General features: G+C 71.4%; 15 protein-coding genes and 1 pseudogene. 2 read left to right on the top strand and 14 right to left on the bottom strand.

The window, feature by feature from the left end:
• Window positions 1–45: 45 nt before the first annotated feature.
• The 9 genes from ORG17_RS00265 to ORG17_RS00225 form a co-directional block, all read right to left on the bottom strand.
• Entirely contained in the window at window positions 46–831 is a 786-nt protein-coding gene (locus ORG17_RS00265; protein ID WP_214526548.1) for an SDR family NAD(P)-dependent oxidoreductase, read from the bottom strand.
• Window positions 832–846: 15 nt separating this feature from the next.
• Window positions 847–1800 carry a 3-hydroxyacyl-CoA dehydrogenase family protein gene (locus ORG17_RS00260; protein WP_214526547.1) on the bottom strand — a complete coding sequence of 318 codons (954 nt, stop codon included), beginning with the start codon at window positions 1798–1800 and terminating at the stop codon, window positions 847–849.
• On the bottom strand, window positions 1797–2819 hold the full coding sequence (locus ORG17_RS00255) for a sugar phosphate isomerase/epimerase family protein (protein ID WP_214526546.1): 1023 nt from the start codon (window positions 2817–2819) through the stop codon (window positions 1797–1799). The genes ORG17_RS00260 and ORG17_RS00255 overlap by 4 nt, the downstream gene beginning before the upstream one ends.
• 93 nt (window positions 2820–2912) lie before the next feature.
• Window positions 2913–3629 (bottom strand): GntR family transcriptional regulator, encoded by a 717-nt coding sequence (locus tag ORG17_RS00250; protein WP_017887786.1) that lies wholly within the window; start codon window positions 3627–3629, stop codon window positions 2913–2915.
• Window positions 3630–3664: 35 nt separating this feature from the next.
• On the bottom strand, window positions 3665–4657 hold the full coding sequence (locus tag ORG17_RS18195) for a matrixin family metalloprotease (RefSeq protein ID WP_083404461.1): 993 nt from the start codon (window positions 4655–4657) through the stop codon (window positions 3665–3667).
• 76 nt (window positions 4658–4733) lie between these two features.
• On the bottom strand, window positions 4734–5693 hold the full coding sequence (locus ORG17_RS00240) for a GNAT family N-acetyltransferase (RefSeq protein WP_214526545.1): 960 nt from the start codon (window positions 5691–5693) through the stop codon (window positions 4734–4736).
• 197 nt (window positions 5694–5890) lie between these two features.
• Window positions 5891–7837 (bottom strand): S9 family peptidase, encoded by a 1947-nt coding sequence (locus ORG17_RS00235; protein ID WP_214526544.1) that lies wholly within the window; start codon window positions 7835–7837, stop codon window positions 5891–5893.
• Window positions 7834–9669, bottom strand: coding sequence for an N-acetylglutaminylglutamine amidotransferase (locus ORG17_RS00230; RefSeq protein ID WP_214526543.1), 1836 nt, complete (start codon window positions 9667–9669; stop codon window positions 7834–7836). Before ORG17_RS00230 ends, ORG17_RS00235 begins: the two co-directional genes overlap by 4 nt.
• Window positions 9669–12254 (bottom strand): carboxylate--amine ligase/circularly permuted type 2 ATP-grasp protein, encoded by a 2586-nt coding sequence (locus ORG17_RS00225; protein WP_214526542.1) that lies wholly within the window; start codon window positions 12252–12254, stop codon window positions 9669–9671. The genes ORG17_RS00230 and ORG17_RS00225 overlap by 1 nt, the downstream gene beginning before the upstream one ends.
• Before the next feature lie 86 nt (window positions 12255–12340).
• Here ORG17_RS00225 and ORG17_RS00220 point away from each other — a divergent pair, with 86 nt between their 5' ends.
• Together ORG17_RS00220 and ORG17_RS00215 are read left to right on the top strand one after the other, a co-directional pair.
• On the top strand, window positions 12341–13057 hold the full coding sequence (locus ORG17_RS00220) for an ABC transporter ATP-binding protein (RefSeq protein WP_250892218.1): 717 nt from the start codon (window positions 12341–12343) through the stop codon (window positions 13055–13057).
• Window positions 13054–14343 (top strand): hypothetical protein, encoded by a 1290-nt coding sequence (locus ORG17_RS00215; protein ID WP_214526540.1) that lies wholly within the window; start codon window positions 13054–13056, stop codon window positions 14341–14343. Before ORG17_RS00220 ends, ORG17_RS00215 begins: the two co-directional genes overlap by 4 nt.
• A 433-nt stretch (window positions 14344–14776) precedes the next feature.
• On the opposite strand, the gene ORG17_RS00210 is transcribed toward ORG17_RS00215, so the two are convergent.
• The 5 genes and pseudogenes from ORG17_RS00210 to ORG17_RS00190 form a co-directional block, all read right to left on the bottom strand.
• On the bottom strand, window positions 14777–15655 hold the full coding sequence (locus ORG17_RS00210; RefSeq protein ID WP_214586041.1) for an ABC transporter permease: 879 nt from the start codon (window positions 15653–15655) through the stop codon (window positions 14777–14779).
• On the bottom strand, window positions 15652–16584 hold the full coding sequence (locus ORG17_RS00205) for an ABC transporter permease (RefSeq protein WP_111057317.1): 933 nt from the start codon (window positions 16582–16584) through the stop codon (window positions 15652–15654). The genes ORG17_RS00210 and ORG17_RS00205 overlap by 4 nt, the downstream gene beginning before the upstream one ends.
• A complete protein-coding gene (locus tag ORG17_RS00200) occupies window positions 16581–17801 on the bottom strand; it encodes an ABC transporter substrate-binding protein (RefSeq protein WP_214524582.1) in 1221 nt (406 codons plus the stop codon). Before ORG17_RS00200 ends, ORG17_RS00205 begins: the two co-directional genes overlap by 4 nt.
• Window positions 17798–18979, bottom strand: coding sequence for an ABC transporter ATP-binding protein (locus ORG17_RS00195; protein WP_372443727.1), 1182 nt, complete (start codon window positions 18977–18979; stop codon window positions 17798–17800). Before ORG17_RS00195 ends, ORG17_RS00200 begins: the two co-directional genes overlap by 4 nt.
• A gap of 30 nt (window positions 18980–19009) precedes the next feature.
• A pseudogene (locus ORG17_RS00190) lies at window positions 19010–19165 on the bottom strand (aldehyde dehydrogenase family protein); the annotation flags it as partial.
• Window positions 19166–19169 lie beyond the last annotated feature (4 nt).

Here is a 19169-nt window from a genome sequence, read left to right as displayed (position 1 = left end):
CGGATCGCGTCGCCCGGTCGGCGCGCGTTCCGTGGGCGGCTGGCCCTAGTGCATGTACAGGCCGCCGTCGACGTTGAGCGTCTGGCCCGTGACGAACCCGGCGTCCTCGCTGATCAGGTACGCGACGGCCGCGGCGATGTCCCGCGGGGTACCGATGCGCGGCAGCACGCCGTCGGCGGCCATCTCGGCCTTCCGCTCCTCGGACAGGGTGCCGCCCATGATGTCGGTGTCGATCGGACCGGGGGCGATCGCGTTGACCGTGACGCCGCACGGGCCGAGCTCGCGCGCCAGTCCGCGGGTCAGGCCGATCACGCCGGCCTTCGCCACCGTGTACGGGGTCTTGCTGAAGGTGCCGCCGCCACGCTGGGCGGAGACCGACGACAGGTTCACGATGCGCCCGTAGCCGGACCGCACCATCGACTCCGCCGCCCGCAGGCTGGCGAAGTGCACACCGTCGAGGTTGATCGACAGCACCCGGTGCCACTCCCCCTCGGGCAGGTCGAGGTAGGCGTGCGCGGACGAGACCCCGGCCAGGTTCACCAGTGCGGTGATCGGCCGGAGTTCGGCCTCGATCGTGTCGAAGGCCGCACGGACGGCGGACGCGTCGGCGACGTTCGCCCCGACGCCGACGGCCCGCACGCCGTGCTGTTCGCGGATCTCGGCGGCGACCTGCTCGCTCGCCGTCTGGTCGAGGTCGATGATCCCGACGTCCCACCCGGCCTCGGCCAGGTGGTGGGCGGTGGCGCGGCCGATGCCCCGTGGTGAGGCGGCCCCGGTGAGGACGACGGTGCGGTCCCGGTGCTGGACGGCTGACTGGTTCTGGTCGCTCATGGTGTCCCTCCCGCCTCAGTGGATCGGTGCCGGGCCGAGCTCGTCGAGGAGCTTCTGCATCGCGACGTACGCCTTGTTCCGGTAGGCGACGAGTTCGGGCGTGCGGTCGGCGGGGACCTCGAGGTACCCGGCGCCGGACTTCGTGCCGAGCTCACCGGCGTCGACGTGCTGCTGCAGCGACGGCGGGGTGGCGAAGCGCTCGGGCCAGCGGGTCTGCAGCGACTCGAAGCAGAACGCGTAGACGTCGAGCCCGGCCATGTCGGCGATCGCGAACGGGCCGAAGAACGGCAGGCGGAACCCGAACGTGGTCCGCACGATGGTGTCGATGTCGTCGGGGCTCGCGATGCCCTCGTCGGCGATCTTCGTGGCCTCCTCGAACAGCGCGTACTGCAGGCGGTTCAGGACGAACCCCGTCGAGTCCTTCACCCGCGCCGACTGCTTGCCGGTCGCGGCGACGACGGTCTCGCCGACCTCGATCGCGTGCTCGTTGGTGGTCGGGTGCGGGATGAGCTCGACGCCGGGGATGAACGGTGCCGGGTTCGAGAAGTGCACCCCGAGGAACCGCTCCGGGCCCACGACCGCCTCGGCCAGCGACTCGATCAGGATCGTCGAGGTGTTCGAGCCGATCACGGCGTCGGGGCGGGCGGCCTCGCTGATGCGGCGGAGCGTCGCGTGCTTGATCTCGAGCTTCTCGGGCACGGCCTCCTCGATGAAGTCCGCCGTGGCGACCGCTTCCTCGATGGAGGCGGCTGCGCTGAGGTGGGCCTCGACGCGTGCCACGGCGTCCGCGGGGAACAGGCCGTCCGCGACGAACTGCTCGGTCTCTGCGATGAGCCGGGCTCGGTTGGACGCGGCGATCTCGGCCGAGACGTCGGCGATCCGGACGGTGTGGCCGGCGAGGGCGAGGACCTGGGCGATCCCACCGCCCATGTAGCCGGACCCGACGACGGCGATGTCGAGGGTGCTCATCGAATTGCTCCTTCGGTGCTGGTTGGTGCAGTCGGGGTCGCCGTCGCGTCGAGCTTCGTCGTCGCGAGGACGGATCGGATGTACTGCTGGTTGGTGGCGCAGACGCCGAGGCTGTCCCCGCCGTACTGCTCGGTCATGACGATCCCGCGGAACCCGTCGGCGACGGCGTCGCGCAGGACCTGGCGGTAGTTGATGAGACCCGTCTCCATCGTGCTCGGCGCGCTCGTCGCCCAGCTCCCGTCGCCGGCCTCGTCACGCGTGTAGTTCTTCACGTGCAGGTAGTTCGTGTACGGCATGGTCTTCGCGAAGAGCTCCCGCCAGTCCTCGACCGGACGGTGCAGCCGGATGAGGTTCGCGACGTCCGCGTTCAGCCCGACGTTGTCGAGCCCGATCTCCTCGACCAGACGGACCGCGCTGTCGGCGGTGCCGAGGTACGTGTCCTCGTACAGCTCGAGCGCCATCGGCAGCCCGACGCTCGCAGCGTGCTCGCCGAGCTCCCGCAGTCGCTTGACCGCGGCGTTCCAGACCTCGGGGTCGTCGGGGTCCTTCGGGCCCGGCGCCGTCCAGAACCACAGCGCGCGCTTCTGGGCGTCGGTGAACGGCTGGTGCAGCCCGGTCGAGAAGACCTGCATGCCCCACTCGGCCGCCGCGTCGATGGTGCGGTGGGCGTAGGCGAGGTTCTCCTCCTCGTGCCCGGGCTGGATGACGCTCTTGCGCTGCAGGTGCACGGACGGGATCCCGACGCCGTGCGACTTCGCGACGGCGAACAGCTCGTCGCGGCGCGAGGCTTCGAGGTCTGCGGGGCGGATGTGGCTGTCGGCGAGTTCGGCGAGCGAGAAGCCGACGGCCTCGATCTGCCCGAACACCTCGTCCCACACCTCGGTGGGGGCGTCGTGGAAGGCCGTCCCGTCGCGGGTGACCTGCGCGAACCCGTGCAGGCACGCGGCGATCGGCCAGGTCTCCGACGTCCAGGTGGTGGGGTCCCAATCCTGGTCGACCCAGTCCTGTGGAGTGGTCACGGAATGCTCCCTTGCATGTCGTGGCGGTTCGGCGATGAACCTCTTTCCTATAGGAAAGATACTCGCACGTCGCCAGATCGCAACCCCTCTGCCTCAGCTGGTGTGGGATGCGTCCGCGCGCGAACGCAACCGGACGGCGTCGATGTGGAGCCGCATCGCGGCGACGGCCGACGTCGGGTCCGCAGCAAGCGCCTCCAGGATGGCCCGGTGTTCCTGGACCGCACGATCCGTGTCGTCCCCGCCACCCTCGACGATCTGCCGCATGCGGTGCACGCGCGTCGTGATGATCTCGGACATCTCCTCGAGGAACGGGTTCCGCGTCGCATCGAAGATCAGCTGGTGGAACTGCCAGTCGCTGCGGAAGAAGCGGGCCATCAGCTCCTCCGGGGCGTGCGCAGCCCCGACCGACGCGACCTCGGCGGCCACCGCAGCCTGCTCGTCGAGCGCTGCCGCGAGTCGCTCGCGCAGGCCGTCGACGTCACCGCGGGCCGCGAGCTCGACGGCACCGCTCTCCACGATGAGCCGGGCGTCGAACAGGGCCTCGAGCTGGTCGCCGGCCAGGGGCGGGGAGACCCGGTACCCCTTGTTCGCTTCGCGGGTGACGAGGCCGGTGCGTTCGAGTTGCACCAGGGCTTCACGCACCGGGGTCGGCGAGACCCCGAGGGAGCGGGCGAGGCCGTCGATCGACAGCCGCATGCCCGGTTCGACGTCGTGGCCCATCAGGACCTCGAGCACCCGGTCGTAGACGCGGTCACGCAGACCGAGCTGCGTGATGCGCTCCGTCCCGAAGCCGGGCATGGTCGTGGACATGGGTCGATCCTAGAGAATCCACGAAGGCGTCCCGATCAGTAGATCGCGTCGATCCCCAGCAGGTCGCCGAGGCCGAGGCCGCGCTGACTCGTCTCGCACGTCGACACCGACGGCTTCATCACCAGGCCGCTGTTCGCGGCCGTGTGCCCGAGCCCGTAGGCGTGACCCCACTCGTGCGTGGCGACGCCACGTAGGTCGAACCGTGCCCCGGAGCAGGTCGCGGCGGCGGACCAGTTGACCGACGTCGAGTACCGCTGGTCCGTCTCGACGGCCGTGCCGGAGCGCGACCACACGCAGGTCACGCCGAGGGTGTCCTTCGGCAGCGACCCCCACCCGACCACGCTCGACGCGTTCGCGGCTCCGCAGCCTCCGGTCGCGGTGACGCCCATCGCCTGCTTGAGCACCCCGAGGTGCTTCTGGTCGGCGGTCGAGGTGATCGTCCGGCCGCACGACGAGACCGGCCCGGTCCAGGCGTCGGCTCCGGCCCCGATCGCCGACGGACCGGTGACCTTCTGGTTGTTCGGGTTGTAGCTCCAGTTCACCGGGCCCGCCCAGCGGAACCCGAGCCGGGTGTACGAGGTGTTGGTGCAGCTCGTGGCCGCCTTCGTGGCCGACGTGGTGGCCGCTCCGCGCGTCACGACGGCGGCGGCCACCCGGTCGCGCAGCGCCTGGCGTTCCTGCCGGACGGCGGCCGCCGACCCGGACCACGCGTCGTCGACACGCACCGCGACACCCGCGCGGCCGGTGTTCGTGATCGACACATCCCCGCCGTCGTCGACGCCCGACGCGGCCACCGGCAGCGCGGATACCGTCGTGCCCGGTTCCGGCACGACGAACTGCCGGCCGTCGGGCAGCACGATCGTCGGCGTGGCCACGGCGCACCCGCTCGCGAGCTGCTCGAGGGTGACACGGTCCCCGTTGCACGCCGGCGCTGCGACCGCCGGCGAACCCGGGCCGGTCGAGACGACGACCGCGGCCAGCGCGATACCGAGGGTGACCGCACCTGCGGTCCACGACGACGTCCTCACGATGATGGTTCTCCTGTCATGACGCGCCGAGGTCCCCCGGCGACCAAGACAGTGTGCGGAGCGCCACTCGGGGCAGTCAACCCCCCGAACTGCCGCTCCCGGCCGGCCGATCGCTCCCGTCCGGCACCCGCACGAACCGCGGCGCCCCACGGTCCCGCAGGCGGAACCCCAGGTGCTGGTACAGCCCGATCGCCCCGGTGTTGCCGGCGGCCGCGTGCATCAGAGGGATCTCCCCGCGCTCCCGGATCCCGTGCGCGACGGCGAGCACCAACCGACGCCCGAACCCCTGCCCCCGGTACGCCTCGTCCGTGCACACCGCGCTGATCTCGGTCCACCCCGGCGGGTGCAACCGCTCCCCCGCCATGGCGACGAGCCGCCCGTCCCGCCGGATGCCCAGGTACGTGCCGAGCTCGATCGTGCGCGGCAGGAACGGCCCGGGCTTCGTCCGTTCCACCAGGGCGGTCATCTCCGGCACGTCATCGGGCGTCAGCACGACGGCTTCGTCATCCGGCGCACCCTCGATCGCCTCACCGGTCAGCTGCACGCCGCCGGCACCCTCGACGAGCTCCCACCCCTCGGGCAGGACGGCAGCCGCACCGACGCCGAGCATCCCGCCCGACCCGAGCAGCGCCCGGACGTCCTCCCAGTCCTGCGCGGTGGGTCGCTCGGGGATCCCCGTCCACACCGACACGTCGGTCTGGTAGCGGACCACGTCGCCGCGCCGCTCGGCGAACCGCGCGTGGTGGCTGTTCAGTGCGGCCATCGCGGGTGCGTCGAGCATGCGCGTCGGGGTTCCGTCGTCGGCGATCGTCAGGTCGAGGGTCCGGAGCGCCTCGCCGCGGGCATCACCACCACGGAACCCGAGGTCCTCGATCCGCCGACGATCGCCGTCCGCCCACCCGGCGGTGTCCGCGACGACGTCGGAGGCGTACTGGTTCGTGGCATGGTGGACGACCTGCTCGACCTCCGCTGCCGAGGCCACGAGGACCTCTCCCGGTCGGGGCAGCGCGGTCGAGGTCGGCGCAGTCGTCGTCATGCCACCATTCTCCGCCCGCGGCGAGCGCCGCCGACGCATCGTTGCACCCGGTGACGCCGAGCCGCGGCTCGCACGGTGCGAGGGGGCCCACGGCCCGTGCGAGGTTCCGTACTCGGTGCGAGGGCACGTGCGCCGCACGGAGTACGGAACCTCGCACCAGACCGAGCACCAGACCGAGCGCCCCGCCCCGCCAGGCCTCACCCCAGCCGCGCCGCCACGAACTCGACCATCCGCCGCACGAGCAGCGCCTGCGACGACGCCCGCCGGTACTCGTGCCCCTCACCCTCGAGCTCCAGGTACTCCACGTCGTGCGACCGCTCCCGCAGCGCCGCGACGACCTGGTGCGCCTCACCGATCGGCACGTTCGTGTCGAGCTCACCGTGCACGACGAGCAGCGGCGCCGTGACGTCGTCGATCGCGCGCATCGGCGACAGTGCCGCGAGCAGGGCCTCGTCCTCGACGGGGTGGCCGTACTTCGTGGCGGCAGCGGCCGCGATCCACGGTTCGGTGTCCCGGTAGAAGGTCGCGAAGTCGCTCATCCCGCACACCGCGACCCCGGCCGCGAACACGTCGGGCGTGAAGGCCAACGACGCGAGCGTCGCGTACCCGCCGTACGAGCGTCCCTCGACGGCGACCCGGGAACGCTCGGCGTACCCGTTGGTCACCAGGAACCGAGCGCAGTCGACGACGTCGGCGAGCGCGTTCCACCGCAGCGCCAGGTCGTCGGCGTGCACGAACTCGTGGCCGTACCCGGAGGACCCGCGGATGTTCGGTGCGAACACGGTCACCCCGGCGGCGGCGAGCGCCTGGTGCTGCGGCGAGAACGTGGGTCGTTCCTGCGACTCCGGTCCGCCGTGCAGGTGGACGAGCGCTGCGCGGCCGGGAGGCACGGCACCAGCACCAGGGTCGGCATGCGCCGCCGACGCGGTCGGCTCCACGGCCCGGTACAGCCACCCGGTCAGCTCCAGTCCGTCGCGGGCGGCGAACCGCTCGAGCGTCGGCTCGACCAGCTGCACGTCGGGCAGCACCGGCACGTCGGTGACCCGGCTCCAGGTCAGCGCGTTCGTGTCGAGTCGCCACAGTTCGCGCGGCCGGGTCGGTCCCTCGACGGCGAGCAGCACGCTCCGGCCGTCACGGCTGAGCACGGGGTCGGTGACGACGTACCCGGGCAGGTCCGGCACGGGGGTGCGCGAGGCGTCGTGGGTGTTGATGAGGTCGAGTTCGCTGCGACCGTCGACGTTCCAGACGAGCAGCAGCGTGCGACCGGCGTCGTCGGCGTCCAGGTACTCGAGCTCGGCGTCGTCGCGCTCGACGATCCGCCGCGGTGTGCCGCGCCAGCCGTGCGGCCCGACCGGCTGCGCGACGAGTCCGCGGCGGGGCAGTCCGGCCTCGGTGGCGACGTAGGCGACGAGCGGACTGGTCTCGCTCGCGGGCGAGGGTCGCAGGAACGCGATCTCGGCGGACCCGTCGGGGTCGTCGGCGAACAGGGCGTGGCTCTCGTCCGTCAGCCGGTCGACGACCACGACGAACTCCTGGCCGCGCTGGCCGTCGCTCAGCACGACGAGCCGTTCCTCCACCGACAGGTCGAGGATGTGGATGAGCTCCCCCACGGCCAGGTCGTCGCGATCACCGGTGACCGGGTCGACCAGGTACGCACGGGCCGGCTGCTCGGGCTCGGTCGACGGCAGGGTGATGACGACCCGGTGTCCGCTGCGGCTCCACGGTCCGAGTTCGGCGTGCTGGTACCGCGAGCCGGCGATCTGCGCGGCGTCGGAGCCGTCCGGCCGCACCACCCAGACCTGTTGCTTCACGCCGCCGTCGGTTGCGATGGCGACGGCGAGCCACTCCCCGTCGGAGGACCACGACACCCGGATCACGGGGTCGTCGGAGAGCGCGATCCGCACCGGTTCCGGCAGCTCGCCGTCGACGACGACGTCCTGCACGAAGACCTCGGGGGTGCCGTGCCGGTCGCTCACGAACGCCACCCGCCGGGCGTTCCGGGTCATGGTCGGTCCCCACGACCCCCAGGCGGCGGTGAGCCGCGCACCCAGGTCGGCCGCGGCCCTGGTGGTGACCGACGGCTCGACGGTGGCCGACGACGCGACGCCCTGCGCGCCTCCAGTCCGGACGGAACCCACGGTCACCGCACCCCCTGCTGCTGCAGCCACATCTCGATCAGGCCGAGCTGCCAGAGCGCGTTCGCGCCGATCGCGGTCCTGGTGCTGTTCGGGTCCTGCAGCATCCGCTCGACGGTGGCGGGGTCGAAGAGCCCGCGCTCCCGCGCCTCGGGTGCGTGCAGCGCGTCGCGGACGCGCTCCAGGTACGGGCCCTCGAGCTGCCGGATGGCGGGGACCGGGAACGAGCCCTTGCTGCGGTCGATGACGGCGTCGGGCACGATCCCGCGCGAGGCGCGCTTCATCACGCCCTTGCCGCCGTCGGTGAGCTTCATCGACGGCGGGATCGCGGCGGCGAGCTCGACGAACTCGTGGTCCAGGAACGGCACGCGGGCCTCGAGCCCCCATGCCATCGTCATGTTGTCGACGCGCTTCACCGGGTCGTCGACGAGCATGATCGTGGTGTCGCTGCGGAGCGCGGTATCCACGCTCGTCTCCGCGCCCGGCCGTGCGAACTGGCGGTCGACGAAGGCCGACGGGGTGTCGTCGTCGCTCTTCCACCGCTCCCCGAGCAGGCCCTGCAGCGCGGGCCACCGGCGGTCCATGAACACGGAGCGGTACGCCTCGGCGGCCTGGTCGCGCGGGACGTCGGCGAGCGGCGGGTACCAGTCGTACCCGGCGAGCACCTCGTCGGCGCCCTGGCCGGACTGCACCACCTTGACGTGCTGCGAGACCTCCTGCGACAGCAGGTAGAAGGCGACGCAGTCGTGGCTGACCATCGGCTCGCTCATGGCGGCGACCGCACCGTCGATGCCGTCGAGCAGGCGCGACGAGGGGATGTGGATGCGGTGGTGGTCGGTGCCGAAGTGCGCAGCGACCTGGTCGGAGTACTCGAACTCGTCGCCGGACTCACCGCCCGCCGCCTCGAACCCGATGCTGAACGTGGCGAGGTCCTGCTGCCCGGCCTCGGCGAGCAGCCCGACCACGAGCGAGGAGTCGATCCCACCGGAGAGCAGCACCCCGACGGGGACGTCGGCCACCATCCGGCGCTCGACGGCGGTGCGGAGCGAGCCGATGAACGCCTGCTCCCAGTCCCGCTCCGACCAGTCCGCCCGGGCGGGGTCACGCTCGAAACGGGGCTCCCAGTAGACGGTGTCGCGCGCGGTGCCGTCGGGGTCGATCACCCGGACGGTCGCCGGCGGCAGCTTGCCGACGCCGGCCAGGATCGTGCGGGGCGCGGGGACGATCGAGTGGAAGCTCATGTACGAGGCGAAGGCGACAGGGTCGATGGACGTGTCGACTTCCTTGGTGCCGGTGCCCGTGCCACCGCTGCCGCTCGTGCGGCTGCTGCCGGCGTCGCCGGCCAGGATCGCCGGCAGGGAGCTCGCGAACCGGAGGCCGCCCGGGACGGGCGCGACGTAGAGCGGCTTGATGCCGAGCCGGTCCCGCGCCAGCACGAGTCGGCCGCTGCCGTGCTCCCAGATGACGATGGCGAACATCCCGATCAGGTGGTCGACGAAGGCGGTGCCCCACTCGGCGTACGCCAGGGCGATGACCTCGGTGTCCGACGTCGACGCGAACCGGTGCCCCTTGCCGTGCAGCTCGTCGCGGAGCTGCCGGTAGTTGTAGACCATCCCGTTGTAGGCGATCGTCAGCCCGGCCTCGGCCAGCACCATCGGCTGCGCGCCCGCGGTGGACAGGTCGACGATGGACAGCCGTCGGTGCCCGAGCGCGACCGGGCCGCGAGCCCACAGACCGTCGCCGTCCGGGCCGCGGTGCATCATGCAGCCGGTCATCCGGGCGACCGCCCCGACGTCCGGCGCTCGGCCGTCGAACCGGATCTCGCCCGCGAGTCCACACATCAGCGCTCTCCCTCGGTGTCCGCCGGGGCGGGGTCGGTGTCCGCCGGGGCGTTCCCGACGATCCACGTGTCCTTCGCGCCGCCGCCCTGCGACGAGTTGACGACCATGCTGCCCTCGGGCGCGACGCGCGTCAGGGCGACGTCGGCCAGGTGCACGTCGTCCGGTCCGGTCCCCGTCGCGTAGACGAAGGCCCGCAGGTCCACGTGCCGCGGGTCGAGACCGGCCGGTCCGATCGTCGGGTGCGAGGACAGCTGCACCACCTCCTGCCCCACCCACCCGGCGGGGTCCGCGGCGATCTCGCGCCGTCGCTCGGCCACCTCGGGGGCGCTCGCGCTCGGTCCGATCAGGACCCCGCGTCCGCCCTCGCCGTCGACCGGCTTCGTGACGAGTTCCCCGACGCGGTCCAGGACCGACAGCCGTTCGACCTCGATGCTCGTGCGGTAGGTCGGCACCGATGCCAGCAGCGGTTTCTCGTCCAGGTAGTACCAGATCAGGTCCGGCACGGTGACGTACATCGCCTTGTCGTCGACCAGCGCGTTGCCCGGCGCGTTCGCCAGGTAGACGAGTCCTGCCTCCGCCGCGTCGAGGATCCGCGCGCCCAGGTCGGGAGCGTGCTCCGCGGTCAGCGCGCTGACGTCGCGGTCGATCCGCAGGTACAGCCCGTCGAGCACGTCGCCCGTCGTCGCGTCGACCACGCGTCCGTCACGGACGTCCAGGTCCGACCCGGACAGGAGGCGCATCCCGGCCCCGTCGGCCAGCCTGCGGTGCTCGAACCACGCGCCGGCGGCGGGGCCGTCGCTGACCAGCGCGATCACGGGGTCGGTCGCGCCCGTCACCGCGGAGGTGTTCGCGCAGAGGGTCCGGCGGAGGCGGTCGGTCACGCCGTGCGGGTCGCGCAGGTGCGCCGGCCGCGGGGCGTCCGGCACGACGTCGTCCATCAGCTCGCGCAGCGCGATGCCGTACGCGACGCCCGAGGGCGAGCGGACGTTGTCCTCGAGCACCCGCCAGCCGCCGAACTCGTTGCGCACCAGGTCGAACCCGAGCACCGGCGCACGGACGGCGGTCGCCGGCAGCCGGGTGGCGTCCGGGTCCCAGCCCTTCGCGCCGACGAAGTGGTCCGCGTCCAGCACGCCGTCGGCCACGATCCGCCGGTCGCCGTACGCGTCACGCAGGAACAGCTCGATCGCGCGGGCACGCTGCCCCAGGCCACGCTCGAGCTGTGACCACTCGTACGCGCTGATCGTCCGGGGCACCAGGTCGCAGCCGAACTCCTGCGCCCCGCCGTCCACCACGAAGCCGACGTGGTGCTCGCGGGTCCAGACGTCGCGGGCGGTGCAGCGCTCGATCGCGGTCTCGGCGTCCCAGCCGTCGAAGAACGCCGCCAGGTCACGGAACGCGGGACGAGGGCGTGCACCGGGGCCGACCGCCTCGTCGCCGGCGCGGACGCGGTACCCGTGGATCGGGACCACGGGGTCCTCGTCGCGTCCGGACGGGAGCCCCGCGGTGTCCTCCACCACCAGGGCGACGACGTCGTCCATCTCCCCACGCTCGGCGTACGCGGTGCGCTGCCGGTCGGTGGAGTTGCCGCGGGCCAGGGTCGCGTCGAGCAGCTCCGTCACCGTCCCCCAGTCGCCGAGCTCCTCGAGCTCCGGGCGCAGGCGGGACACGAGCTGGCGCACCGCGACCTCGGCGGGCAGGCGTTCGGGGTGCTGTCCGAGGCCGACGAGTTCCCCGCTCAACCCGGAGCGGGCGGCCTGCCACATCGCCGCACGGTGCAGGGGTTCGCTGCGCGGATGCCACTCGGCGCCCGACACGACCGACTTCTCGGCCTTGCGCACGGCGGCGCGGAAGAGTCCGGCGATGAGCACGGCGTCGTCCACCACCGGGGTCGCGTCGCAGACCCGGAGTTCCAGCGTCGGTGCGTGCGAGGACGGCCGCACGTCGAAGTACGCCATCTTCTTGTCGGCGATCACGCCCGAGGCGATCAGGTCGTCGAGCACCCGGTCGTACTCGGCGGCGTCTTCGACCGGACCGAAGCTGCCGGCCGACGGCCACCGCTGCCAGATGATGCTGCGGAACGAGGCGTACCCGGTGTCCTGCCCGTTCCAGAACGGACTCGACGCGCTCAGGGCGAGCAGCACCGGGAGCACCGGCGCCACCCGCTGGGCGATCAGCACCGCCAGGTCGCGGTCGCTCACCCCGACGTGCACCTGCAGGCCGCAGATGAGCTGTTCGTCGACGAGCATCCGGTACTGCTCCTGCATCCGGCCGTACCGACCGCCGGAGCTCAGCTCGAAGTCGGCGTACTCCGACCTCGGCGCGGTGCCGACGGCCGCGATGGTGACGCCGGCCGGGGCGATCGCGGCGCTGAGCTCACTGCGCAGGTCGACGATCACCCGCCGCAGGTCGTCGAGGGTCCGCACCACCGGGGTGTTCGTCTCGATCGTCGTGCGCTGCAGCTCGGCGCCGAAGCGGTCGGTGGGCAGTTTGGGCAGAAGGCGCGGGGCCTTCGCGGAAAGTCGGCCGGACTCGAGGTCGATGAGGTGCAGCTCTTCCTCGGCGCCGAGCGTCAGCTCTGCACTCATGGCTGGAACCTACGCGTACGCCCTGTGGCCTGTCCGCCGCCGCTCCGCCCGACTCACGCTCGTAACATATGTCATATATTGGCGCGATGAACTCTCTCATCTCCGCCGTCGGGCTGTCCCGCTCGTTCCGCGGCCCCGGCGAACGGGAAGCCATCGTCCTCGACGACATCACGGTGTCCGTCCCCCGTGGCGAGTTCGTCACCATCGTCGGACCCAGCGGGTCGGGCAAGTCCACCCTGCTGCAGTGCCTGTCCGGACTGGACTCCCCCAGCTCCGGCTCGGTCCGCATCGACGGCACCGACCTGGCGACGCTCCGCGGGGACGCCCTTGCACGGTTCCGCCGCGACCACCTCGGTTTCGTGTTCCAGTCGTACAACCTCATCCCGGCACTGACGGCGTTCGACAACGTCGCCCTGCCGCTGCGCCTGGCGTCCGGCTCACTCGATCGGTCGGCCGTCCACGACGCCCTCGCCGCCGTCGGCCTGTCCGACGTGGCCCGGCAGCGACCGGGGCAGCTCTCCGGCGGGCAGCAGCAGCGGGTGGCGATCGCGCGCACGATCGTCACGGCCCCCGACGTGGTCTTCGCCGACGAGCCGACCGGTGCCCTCGACTCCGAGTCCGGCGCGAGGGTGCTCGCCTTGCTGCAGGGCGCTGCCACGGGATCGCGCTCCGTGGTGATGGTCACGCACGACCTCGAGGCGGCGGCCCGTGGCGACCGGGTGCTCGTCCTGCGTGACGGACGTCTGCACCGCGAACTCGTCGCACCGACCGCGGCCGACGTGCTGCAGGCGGTGTCCCGGTGATCGCCCGACTCGTCCTCTCCGAGGTGGCGCGGTCGTGGCGTCTGTGGACCGCGGCCTTCGTCGTGATGGTGCTCGCGGCCCTCGTCGCCCTGGTCTGCGCCGGGGACGTCTCGACCGCCGCCGCCGTCACCGACCCCGTCGAGGCAGCCGGACTCCGGAACCACGCTCTGGTGTTCGGGGCGATGAACGCGATCGTGGTGATCGGTGCCCTGAACGTGCTCGTCGGCTTCTCGATCCGGACGCAGCGTCAGGACCACGCACGCTGGCAGCTGGCGGGGATCGGTCCCGGACTCGTCGAGCGCGTGGTGCTCGCCCAGGCCGCGACGCTGGCCCTCGTCGCGTTCGCCACGGCCCTGGCACTCGTGCCGCTCGTGCTCGGCGCCCTGATGGCGTTCCTGTCGGCACCGCTACGGAACCCGGGTGCAGCGGCGCTCCAGCCGCGACTCGGGGTCGTCGAGACCATGCTCGCGCTCGTGGTGTTCGTCCTCGTGGTCCTGCTGAGCGCCCTCGGGGCGGCACGCGCGGCCTCGAGGACCCCCGCACTCCTCGCCGTCCGGGAGCCCGAGCTCGAGCCGACGCGCCCCGGCCGTGCTCGACTCGTCACCGCGTGCGCCCTCGGCGGCATCTCCCTGGCGATGTACGCCGCGACGCTGCTCGGCGAACGCGGGATGTCGATGCTCTTCCTCGTCCCGGCAATGGGCCTGGTCATCACATCGGCACCGTGGCTGTGTGGTTGGCTGGTCTCGGCGTGGACCACAGCAGTGCCCGCGGCGACGGCCCCCTGGTTCCTCGCCCGCGAGTCACTGCGCTTCCACGCTGCACGGAGCCACGCGGCGATCGCACTGCTCGCCGTGGCCGTGATGCTCGCCGCGCTCACCGGTCTGGCCGGCGTCTGGGACTCCCCGGCGTACTACCTGGGCGGCCTGGCGATCTTCGGCGGGCCGGTCCTGATCGTCCTGTTCACCGGCGCCGCGACCGTCGTGATGACCACGTCGGGTCGGCGGCGCGATGTCGCCCTGCTCGTCGTCGCCGGCGGGACGTTCCGGACCGCACTCGTCGGAGCCGTCCTCGAGGCCGTCGCGCTCGTCGTGACCTCGGTGCTCATCGCGCTGCCGTTCGCACTCGCGAGCATCCCCACCGCCCTGACGAGCTGGACCGACCCGCTCCGACCGGTGCCGTTCGTGATCGCGATCGGCCTGCTGATCATGCTCGTCGCGACCGTCAACCCCGTGCTGCAGGCCCGACGCCGGGCACTCGGCCCGCAGCTCGCCGACACCGCCCCCTGATCACGACGGAGGTCTGAAATACCACATAGGCTTGCCGAACGGGTCGCGTCTCCGCCGGGAAGCGACCCCAGGGCAACGATGAAGCCCACCACCGGTAGGACGGTGATGGGCTTCGAGTTGCTCTCCGGGTGGAAAGCCGGGACGGGCAACAGCCGTTCCCGAGTCGTAACGCTCGGGTCCAGTGTAATCGCGCTCCGGCTCGATTGCACGCCCGTCCCGGTCCACCGCTCCTCGTGTCCGCCGGCGCTGACACCGGAGGTGGTCTCGATGTCGAACGACACCGATCCCAAGCCCAGGCGTCGGGTGTTCTGGCTGGGGGTCGCGGGCTTGCTCGTGAACCTCACCAGGCTCCTGGTCGACCTGACCCGGAAGGACTGAGACAAGGACGTGCCGCACCGATCGCGATCGGTGCGGCACGTTCAGGGACGATGGCTCAGCCGCGGGTCCGGGCCAGCCGCCGGTTGAGCGCCCCGTTCAGCAGCGCGACGAGCAGCCCCACCGCGAACACCAGCGTCCCGAAGCACAGCACCTGCGGCGGCATCCCGGCCTTCGCGGCGCCGTAGACGAACAGCGGGAAGGTGACCGCGGGCCCGGCGACGAACGAGGTGATCACGTAGTCGTCGATCGACATCGCCAGCGCCAGCAGCCCGGCGGCGAGCATGCCCGGCGCCAGCAGCGGCAGGGTGACGAGCCGGAAGGCCTGGAACGGCGTCGCCCCGAGGTCACCCGCGGCCTCCTCGAGCGCCCTCGAGGTCCCCGCGATCCGAGCCCGCAGCACCACGACCACGTAGGCGACGTCGAACGCCACGTGCGTGATCAGCACGGTCAGGAACCCGGTGCCGAGCCCCACCGACAGGAAGAACGAGAGCGACGCGGAACCGACGACGATCGACGGCGCCGCGATGTCGGCGAACACGACGGTGTTCACGACTCCGCGACCCGGGAACCGGTACCGCTCCAGCGCCAGCGCGAGGGGCAGCCCGATCGCGACGGAGACGATGGCGGCGAGGAACGCGACGAGCACCGAGGTGACGAACGCCGCCCCGAGCCCGGACACGTTCACCAGGTTCGCGTACCAGTAGGTCGTGAAACCGTTCCAGGCGAACGACAGCCGGTTGGTGGGGGCGTCGTTGAACGAGTACACGATCATGTAGACGATCGGCACCAGGGTGATCGCGATCGTCACCCAGTACACGATGGCGAGCCAGGGCCCACGACGGTTCACCCCGTGACGACGCGGACGGCCGGCGACGGAACCGATCACGGGCGAGGCCGGAGCGGCGGCGGATCGGGACGGTGCGACGGCGGTCATACGAGGTCCTCGAGGTCGTCGGTTCCGGAGACGCGGGCGTAGATGAACAGGATGATGCCGAGCACGACCATGAGCACGGTCGACAGGGCTGCGGCGACGTTGTACTGCTGGTTGCCGGAGTAGGCGTCCTGGATCGCCTGACCGATCGTGTACGTGTTCGTGCCGCCGAGCAGGGCCGAGTTCACCGGGTCGCCGACGCTGTCGATGAAGACGAGCAGCACCCCGGCGAAGATGCCCGAACGGGACAGCGGCAGCGTGGTGTGCCAGAACGCCCGGAACTTGCCGGCGTACAGGTCGTTGGCGGCCTCGCCGAGTCGTGGGTCGATGCGCTCGAGGGCGGCGTAGATCGGCAGCACCATGAAGGCCAGGTCGTTGTAGGCGTCGCCGAAGATGACCGCGCCGCCGGTGCCGAGGATGTGGAAGTCCTTGCCGGCCAGCCCGAGCGCCTGCAGCGTCGTGACGACCGGGCCCTGCGACGCGAGCACGAACGCCCACATGTCGGTCCGGATGATGAACGACACCAGGAAGCTGATGAACACGAGCATGAGCAGCGGGTTCTTCCACCGCGGGGACACCCGGAACGCGATGAAGTACGCCACCGGGTACCCGACGACGATGCAGGCGATCGTGGCGGCGGCGCCGTACCAGAGCGACCGGAGCAGGAACGTCAGGTAGGGCACCTGCGGGTCGACGAACAGCGAGCCGTAGATCCCGAAGTTCCAGGTGAACGTGTAGCCGTCGTCCGGGTTGCCGGTCATGAGCGAGACGATCAGCCCGGACACCAGCGGGATGACGAAGAACACGCAGAGGTACGCGGTGCCGACGAGCGCCAGGAAGAACGGTGTGCTCCGACGGCGTCCCCGCCGCACCGGCGCCGGGCCGGCGGAACCACCGGGAGCGAGCCCCGGCGCCACTCCGACCGCGCTCACGACTGCACCACCGCGTTGAAGATGCCGTTCCACTCCGAGTACTCGTCGTAGTTCTCGAACACCCGGAACTCGTGCGACTGCTCCAGCACGTCCGCAGAGGGGAACACGAGCGGGCTGTCCGCCACGGTGGCGTCGTCGAGTTCGTCCCGCACGTAGTCCTCGGCCGCGGGCACCGGGCAGACGTAGTTGACCCAGTCCTCGACGATCCCGGCGACCTTCGGCGTGTAGTAGAAGTTCATCCACTCCAGCGCCGACACCGGGTTCGCGGCCTGCCGTGGGATGAGCATGTTGTCGTGCCAGGTCATCTGTCCCTCTTCCGGCGTGACGAACTCCAGGTCGGGGAACCCGGACTGCTGCGCCTGGAACACGTCGCCCGACCACGCCTGGGTGATCCAGGTGTCGCCGTTCTCCAACCGGTTGATGTAGCTCTGGTCGTAGAAGCCGGTGACGCTCGGCCGCAGTTCGCGCAGCCAGGCCTGGGCCTTCCGCCAGTCGGCGGGCGTCGAGGTCTCCGGGTCGATGCCGAGCGCGAGCAGTCCGAGCGACCCGAGTTCGGTGTTGTCGCTCATCAGCCCGATGCGGCCCTTGAAGGCCGGGTCCTGCAGGTCCTTGAGCGAGGTGATCTTCCGCCCGGTGTACTTCGGGTTGTAGGCGAGCCCGGTGAACCCGGTCTGCCAGACGACGGAGTGCTTGTTGCCCGGGTCGTAGATGGGGTCCTTGACGGAGTCCGAGGCGTTCGCGGCGAAGTTCGGCAGCCGCGAGTGGTCGAGCTCGCACACGAACCCGTTCTTGATCATCTGGGTCAGCTCGAACCCGTTCGTCATGACGACGAGGTCGTAGCCGGTCGCACCGTGCGCCCGCAGGATCGGTGAGACGGTCGCGTAGAAGGTCGCGTTGTCCTGGATGACCGCCTGGTAGTCGACCGCGATCCCCGTCTCCTGCTTGAACAGCGCCAGGGACTCGGACTTGCCGTGGTCGGAGTCGATGTACAGCGGCCAGTTTGCGAAGTTCAGGGTGCCGGTCGCCTTCGCGTCCTTCCAGAACGCCGCCCAGTCGACGGTGTCCTCGGCGCCGGCGGCGGCGGAGCCCTTGATGCTGCAGCCGGTGAGCAGGGCGGCCAGCGCGGCGGCCCCGCCGCCGGCCAGCAGGCCGCGTCGGCTCACGCGGGCCGACGTCAGCCCCCGCAGCAGGTCCGGACCGGGCACCGCGCCGGTCACGCGAGCGATCCTGCCGTGGCGGGGACGGCCTGGAGGCCCGGGTCGTCCTGGGTGGTGACGGTCGCGTCGGACGCGGGGTGCGCCTCCAGGCCGAACCCGTGGTCGACGCCCCACGTGAGCCAGACCTCGGTGCCGGTCGCGATCCGCGGCCCGCCCTTCGAGTTCTGCGCGAACACCGAGACGCGCCCGGCGCCCGGCACGTCGACCAAGTACTGGGTGCTGACGCCGGAGAACGAGACGTCCACGACCCGACCGGGGCCGAGGATGTTCCGTCCGGCCTCGGGGGTCGGTTCGGCGGTGCGGATCTTGAGCTTCTCGGGCCGGACGCCGACGACGACGCGACCGGTCGTGGCGACGGCTCGGTCGGCCGGCACCGCGATGGAGCCGGCCGCGGTGGCGACGACGAGCAGGCCGGCGTCGGTGCCCCGGACCTCGCCCTCGAGCAGGTTCGACTGGCCGAGGAAGTTCGCGACGAACGCGGTGCGCGGCAGCTCGTACAGGTCCTGCGGGCTGCCCATCTGCTCGATCCGGCCGCCGTTCATGACGGCGACCGTGTCGGCCATAGTCATCGCCTCTTCCTGGTCGTGGGTGACGTGCAGGAACGTGAGTCCGACCTCGGCCTGGATCGTCTTCAGCTCGAGCTGCATCTGGTGGCGGAGCTTCAGGTCGAGGGCGCCGAGGGGCTCGTCAAGCAGCAGCAGGGCCGGCCGGTTCACGATCGCGCGGGCCAGGGCGACGCGCTGCTGCATGCCGCCGGAGAGCTGGGCGGGCCGCTTCGACGCCGACCCCTCGAGCTCGACGAGCCGCAGCGCTTCCTTGGCCTTCGTCATCGGGTCCGGGATCCGGCGGCGCTTCAGCCCGAACGCGACGTTGTCGAGCACGCTCATGTGGGGGAACAGCGCGTAGTTCTGGAACACCGTGTTGACGGGCCGCTGGTACGGCTTCGTGTCGGTGACGTCCTGACCGCCGATGGTGATGGTGCCGCTCGTGGGTTCCTCGAGCCCGGCGACGAGCCGCAGGGTCGTCGTCTTGCCGCAGCCCGACGGGCCGAGCAACGCGAAGAACGAGCCGGCGGGCACCGTCAGGTCGAGGCTGTCCACCGCGGTGTGGCCGGGGAAGGACTTCGTGATCTGGTCGAGCCGGAGATCGGCTCCCGATTCGGCGAACGTTCCGGTCATTGCCATGGTGCCTCCAGGGGGTGGTCGGCCTCAGCCGATGTAGGACATGACGTGCTTGATGCGGGTGTAGTCGTCGAAGCCGTACTGGGACAGGTCCTTGCCGTACCCGCTGTGCTTGAACCCGCCGTGCGGCATCTCGGCGACGATCGGGATGTGCGTGTTGATCCACACGCAGCCGAAGTCCAGGTCG

Origin of the sequence: Curtobacterium flaccumfaciens pv. betae (genome assembly GCF_026241855.1) — a bacterium.
Lineage (GTDB): Bacteria > Actinomycetota > Actinomycetes > Actinomycetales > Microbacteriaceae > Curtobacterium > Curtobacterium flaccumfaciens.
This window is presented reverse-complemented; position numbering and strand designations above follow the sequence as displayed.

Coding starts and splice junctions, on each gene's coding strand:
- ORG17_RS00260 (WP_214526547.1), bottom strand. CDS start 1,800: ATGAGCACCCTCGACATCGCCGTCGTCGGGTCCGGCTACATGGGCGGT.
- ORG17_RS00250 (WP_017887786.1), bottom strand. CDS start 3,629: ATGTCCACGACCATGCCCGGCTTCGGGACGGAGCGCATCACGCAGCTC.
- ORG17_RS00210 (WP_214586041.1), bottom strand. CDS start 15,655: ATGACCGCCGTCGCACCGTCCCGATCCGCCGCCGCTCCGGCCTCGCCC.
- ORG17_RS00230 (WP_214526543.1), bottom strand. CDS start 9,669: ATGTGTGGACTCGCGGGCGAGATCCGGTTCGACGGCCGAGCGCCGGAC.
- ORG17_RS00265 (WP_214526548.1), bottom strand. CDS start 831: ATGAGCGACCAGAACCAGTCAGCCGTCCAGCACCGGGACCGCACCGTC.
- ORG17_RS00240 (WP_214526545.1), bottom strand. CDS start 5,693: ATGACGACGACTGCGCCGACCTCGACCGCGCTGCCCCGACCGGGAGAG.
- ORG17_RS00220 (WP_250892218.1), top strand. CDS start 12,341: ATGAACTCTCTCATCTCCGCCGTCGGGCTGTCCCGCTCGTTCCGCGGC.
- ORG17_RS00225 (WP_214526542.1), bottom strand. CDS start 12,254: ATGAGTGCAGAGCTGACGCTCGGCGCCGAGGAAGAGCTGCACCTCATC.
- ORG17_RS00195 (WP_372443727.1), bottom strand. CDS start 18,979: ATGACCGGAACGTTCGCCGAATCGGGAGCCGATCTCCGGCTCGACCAG.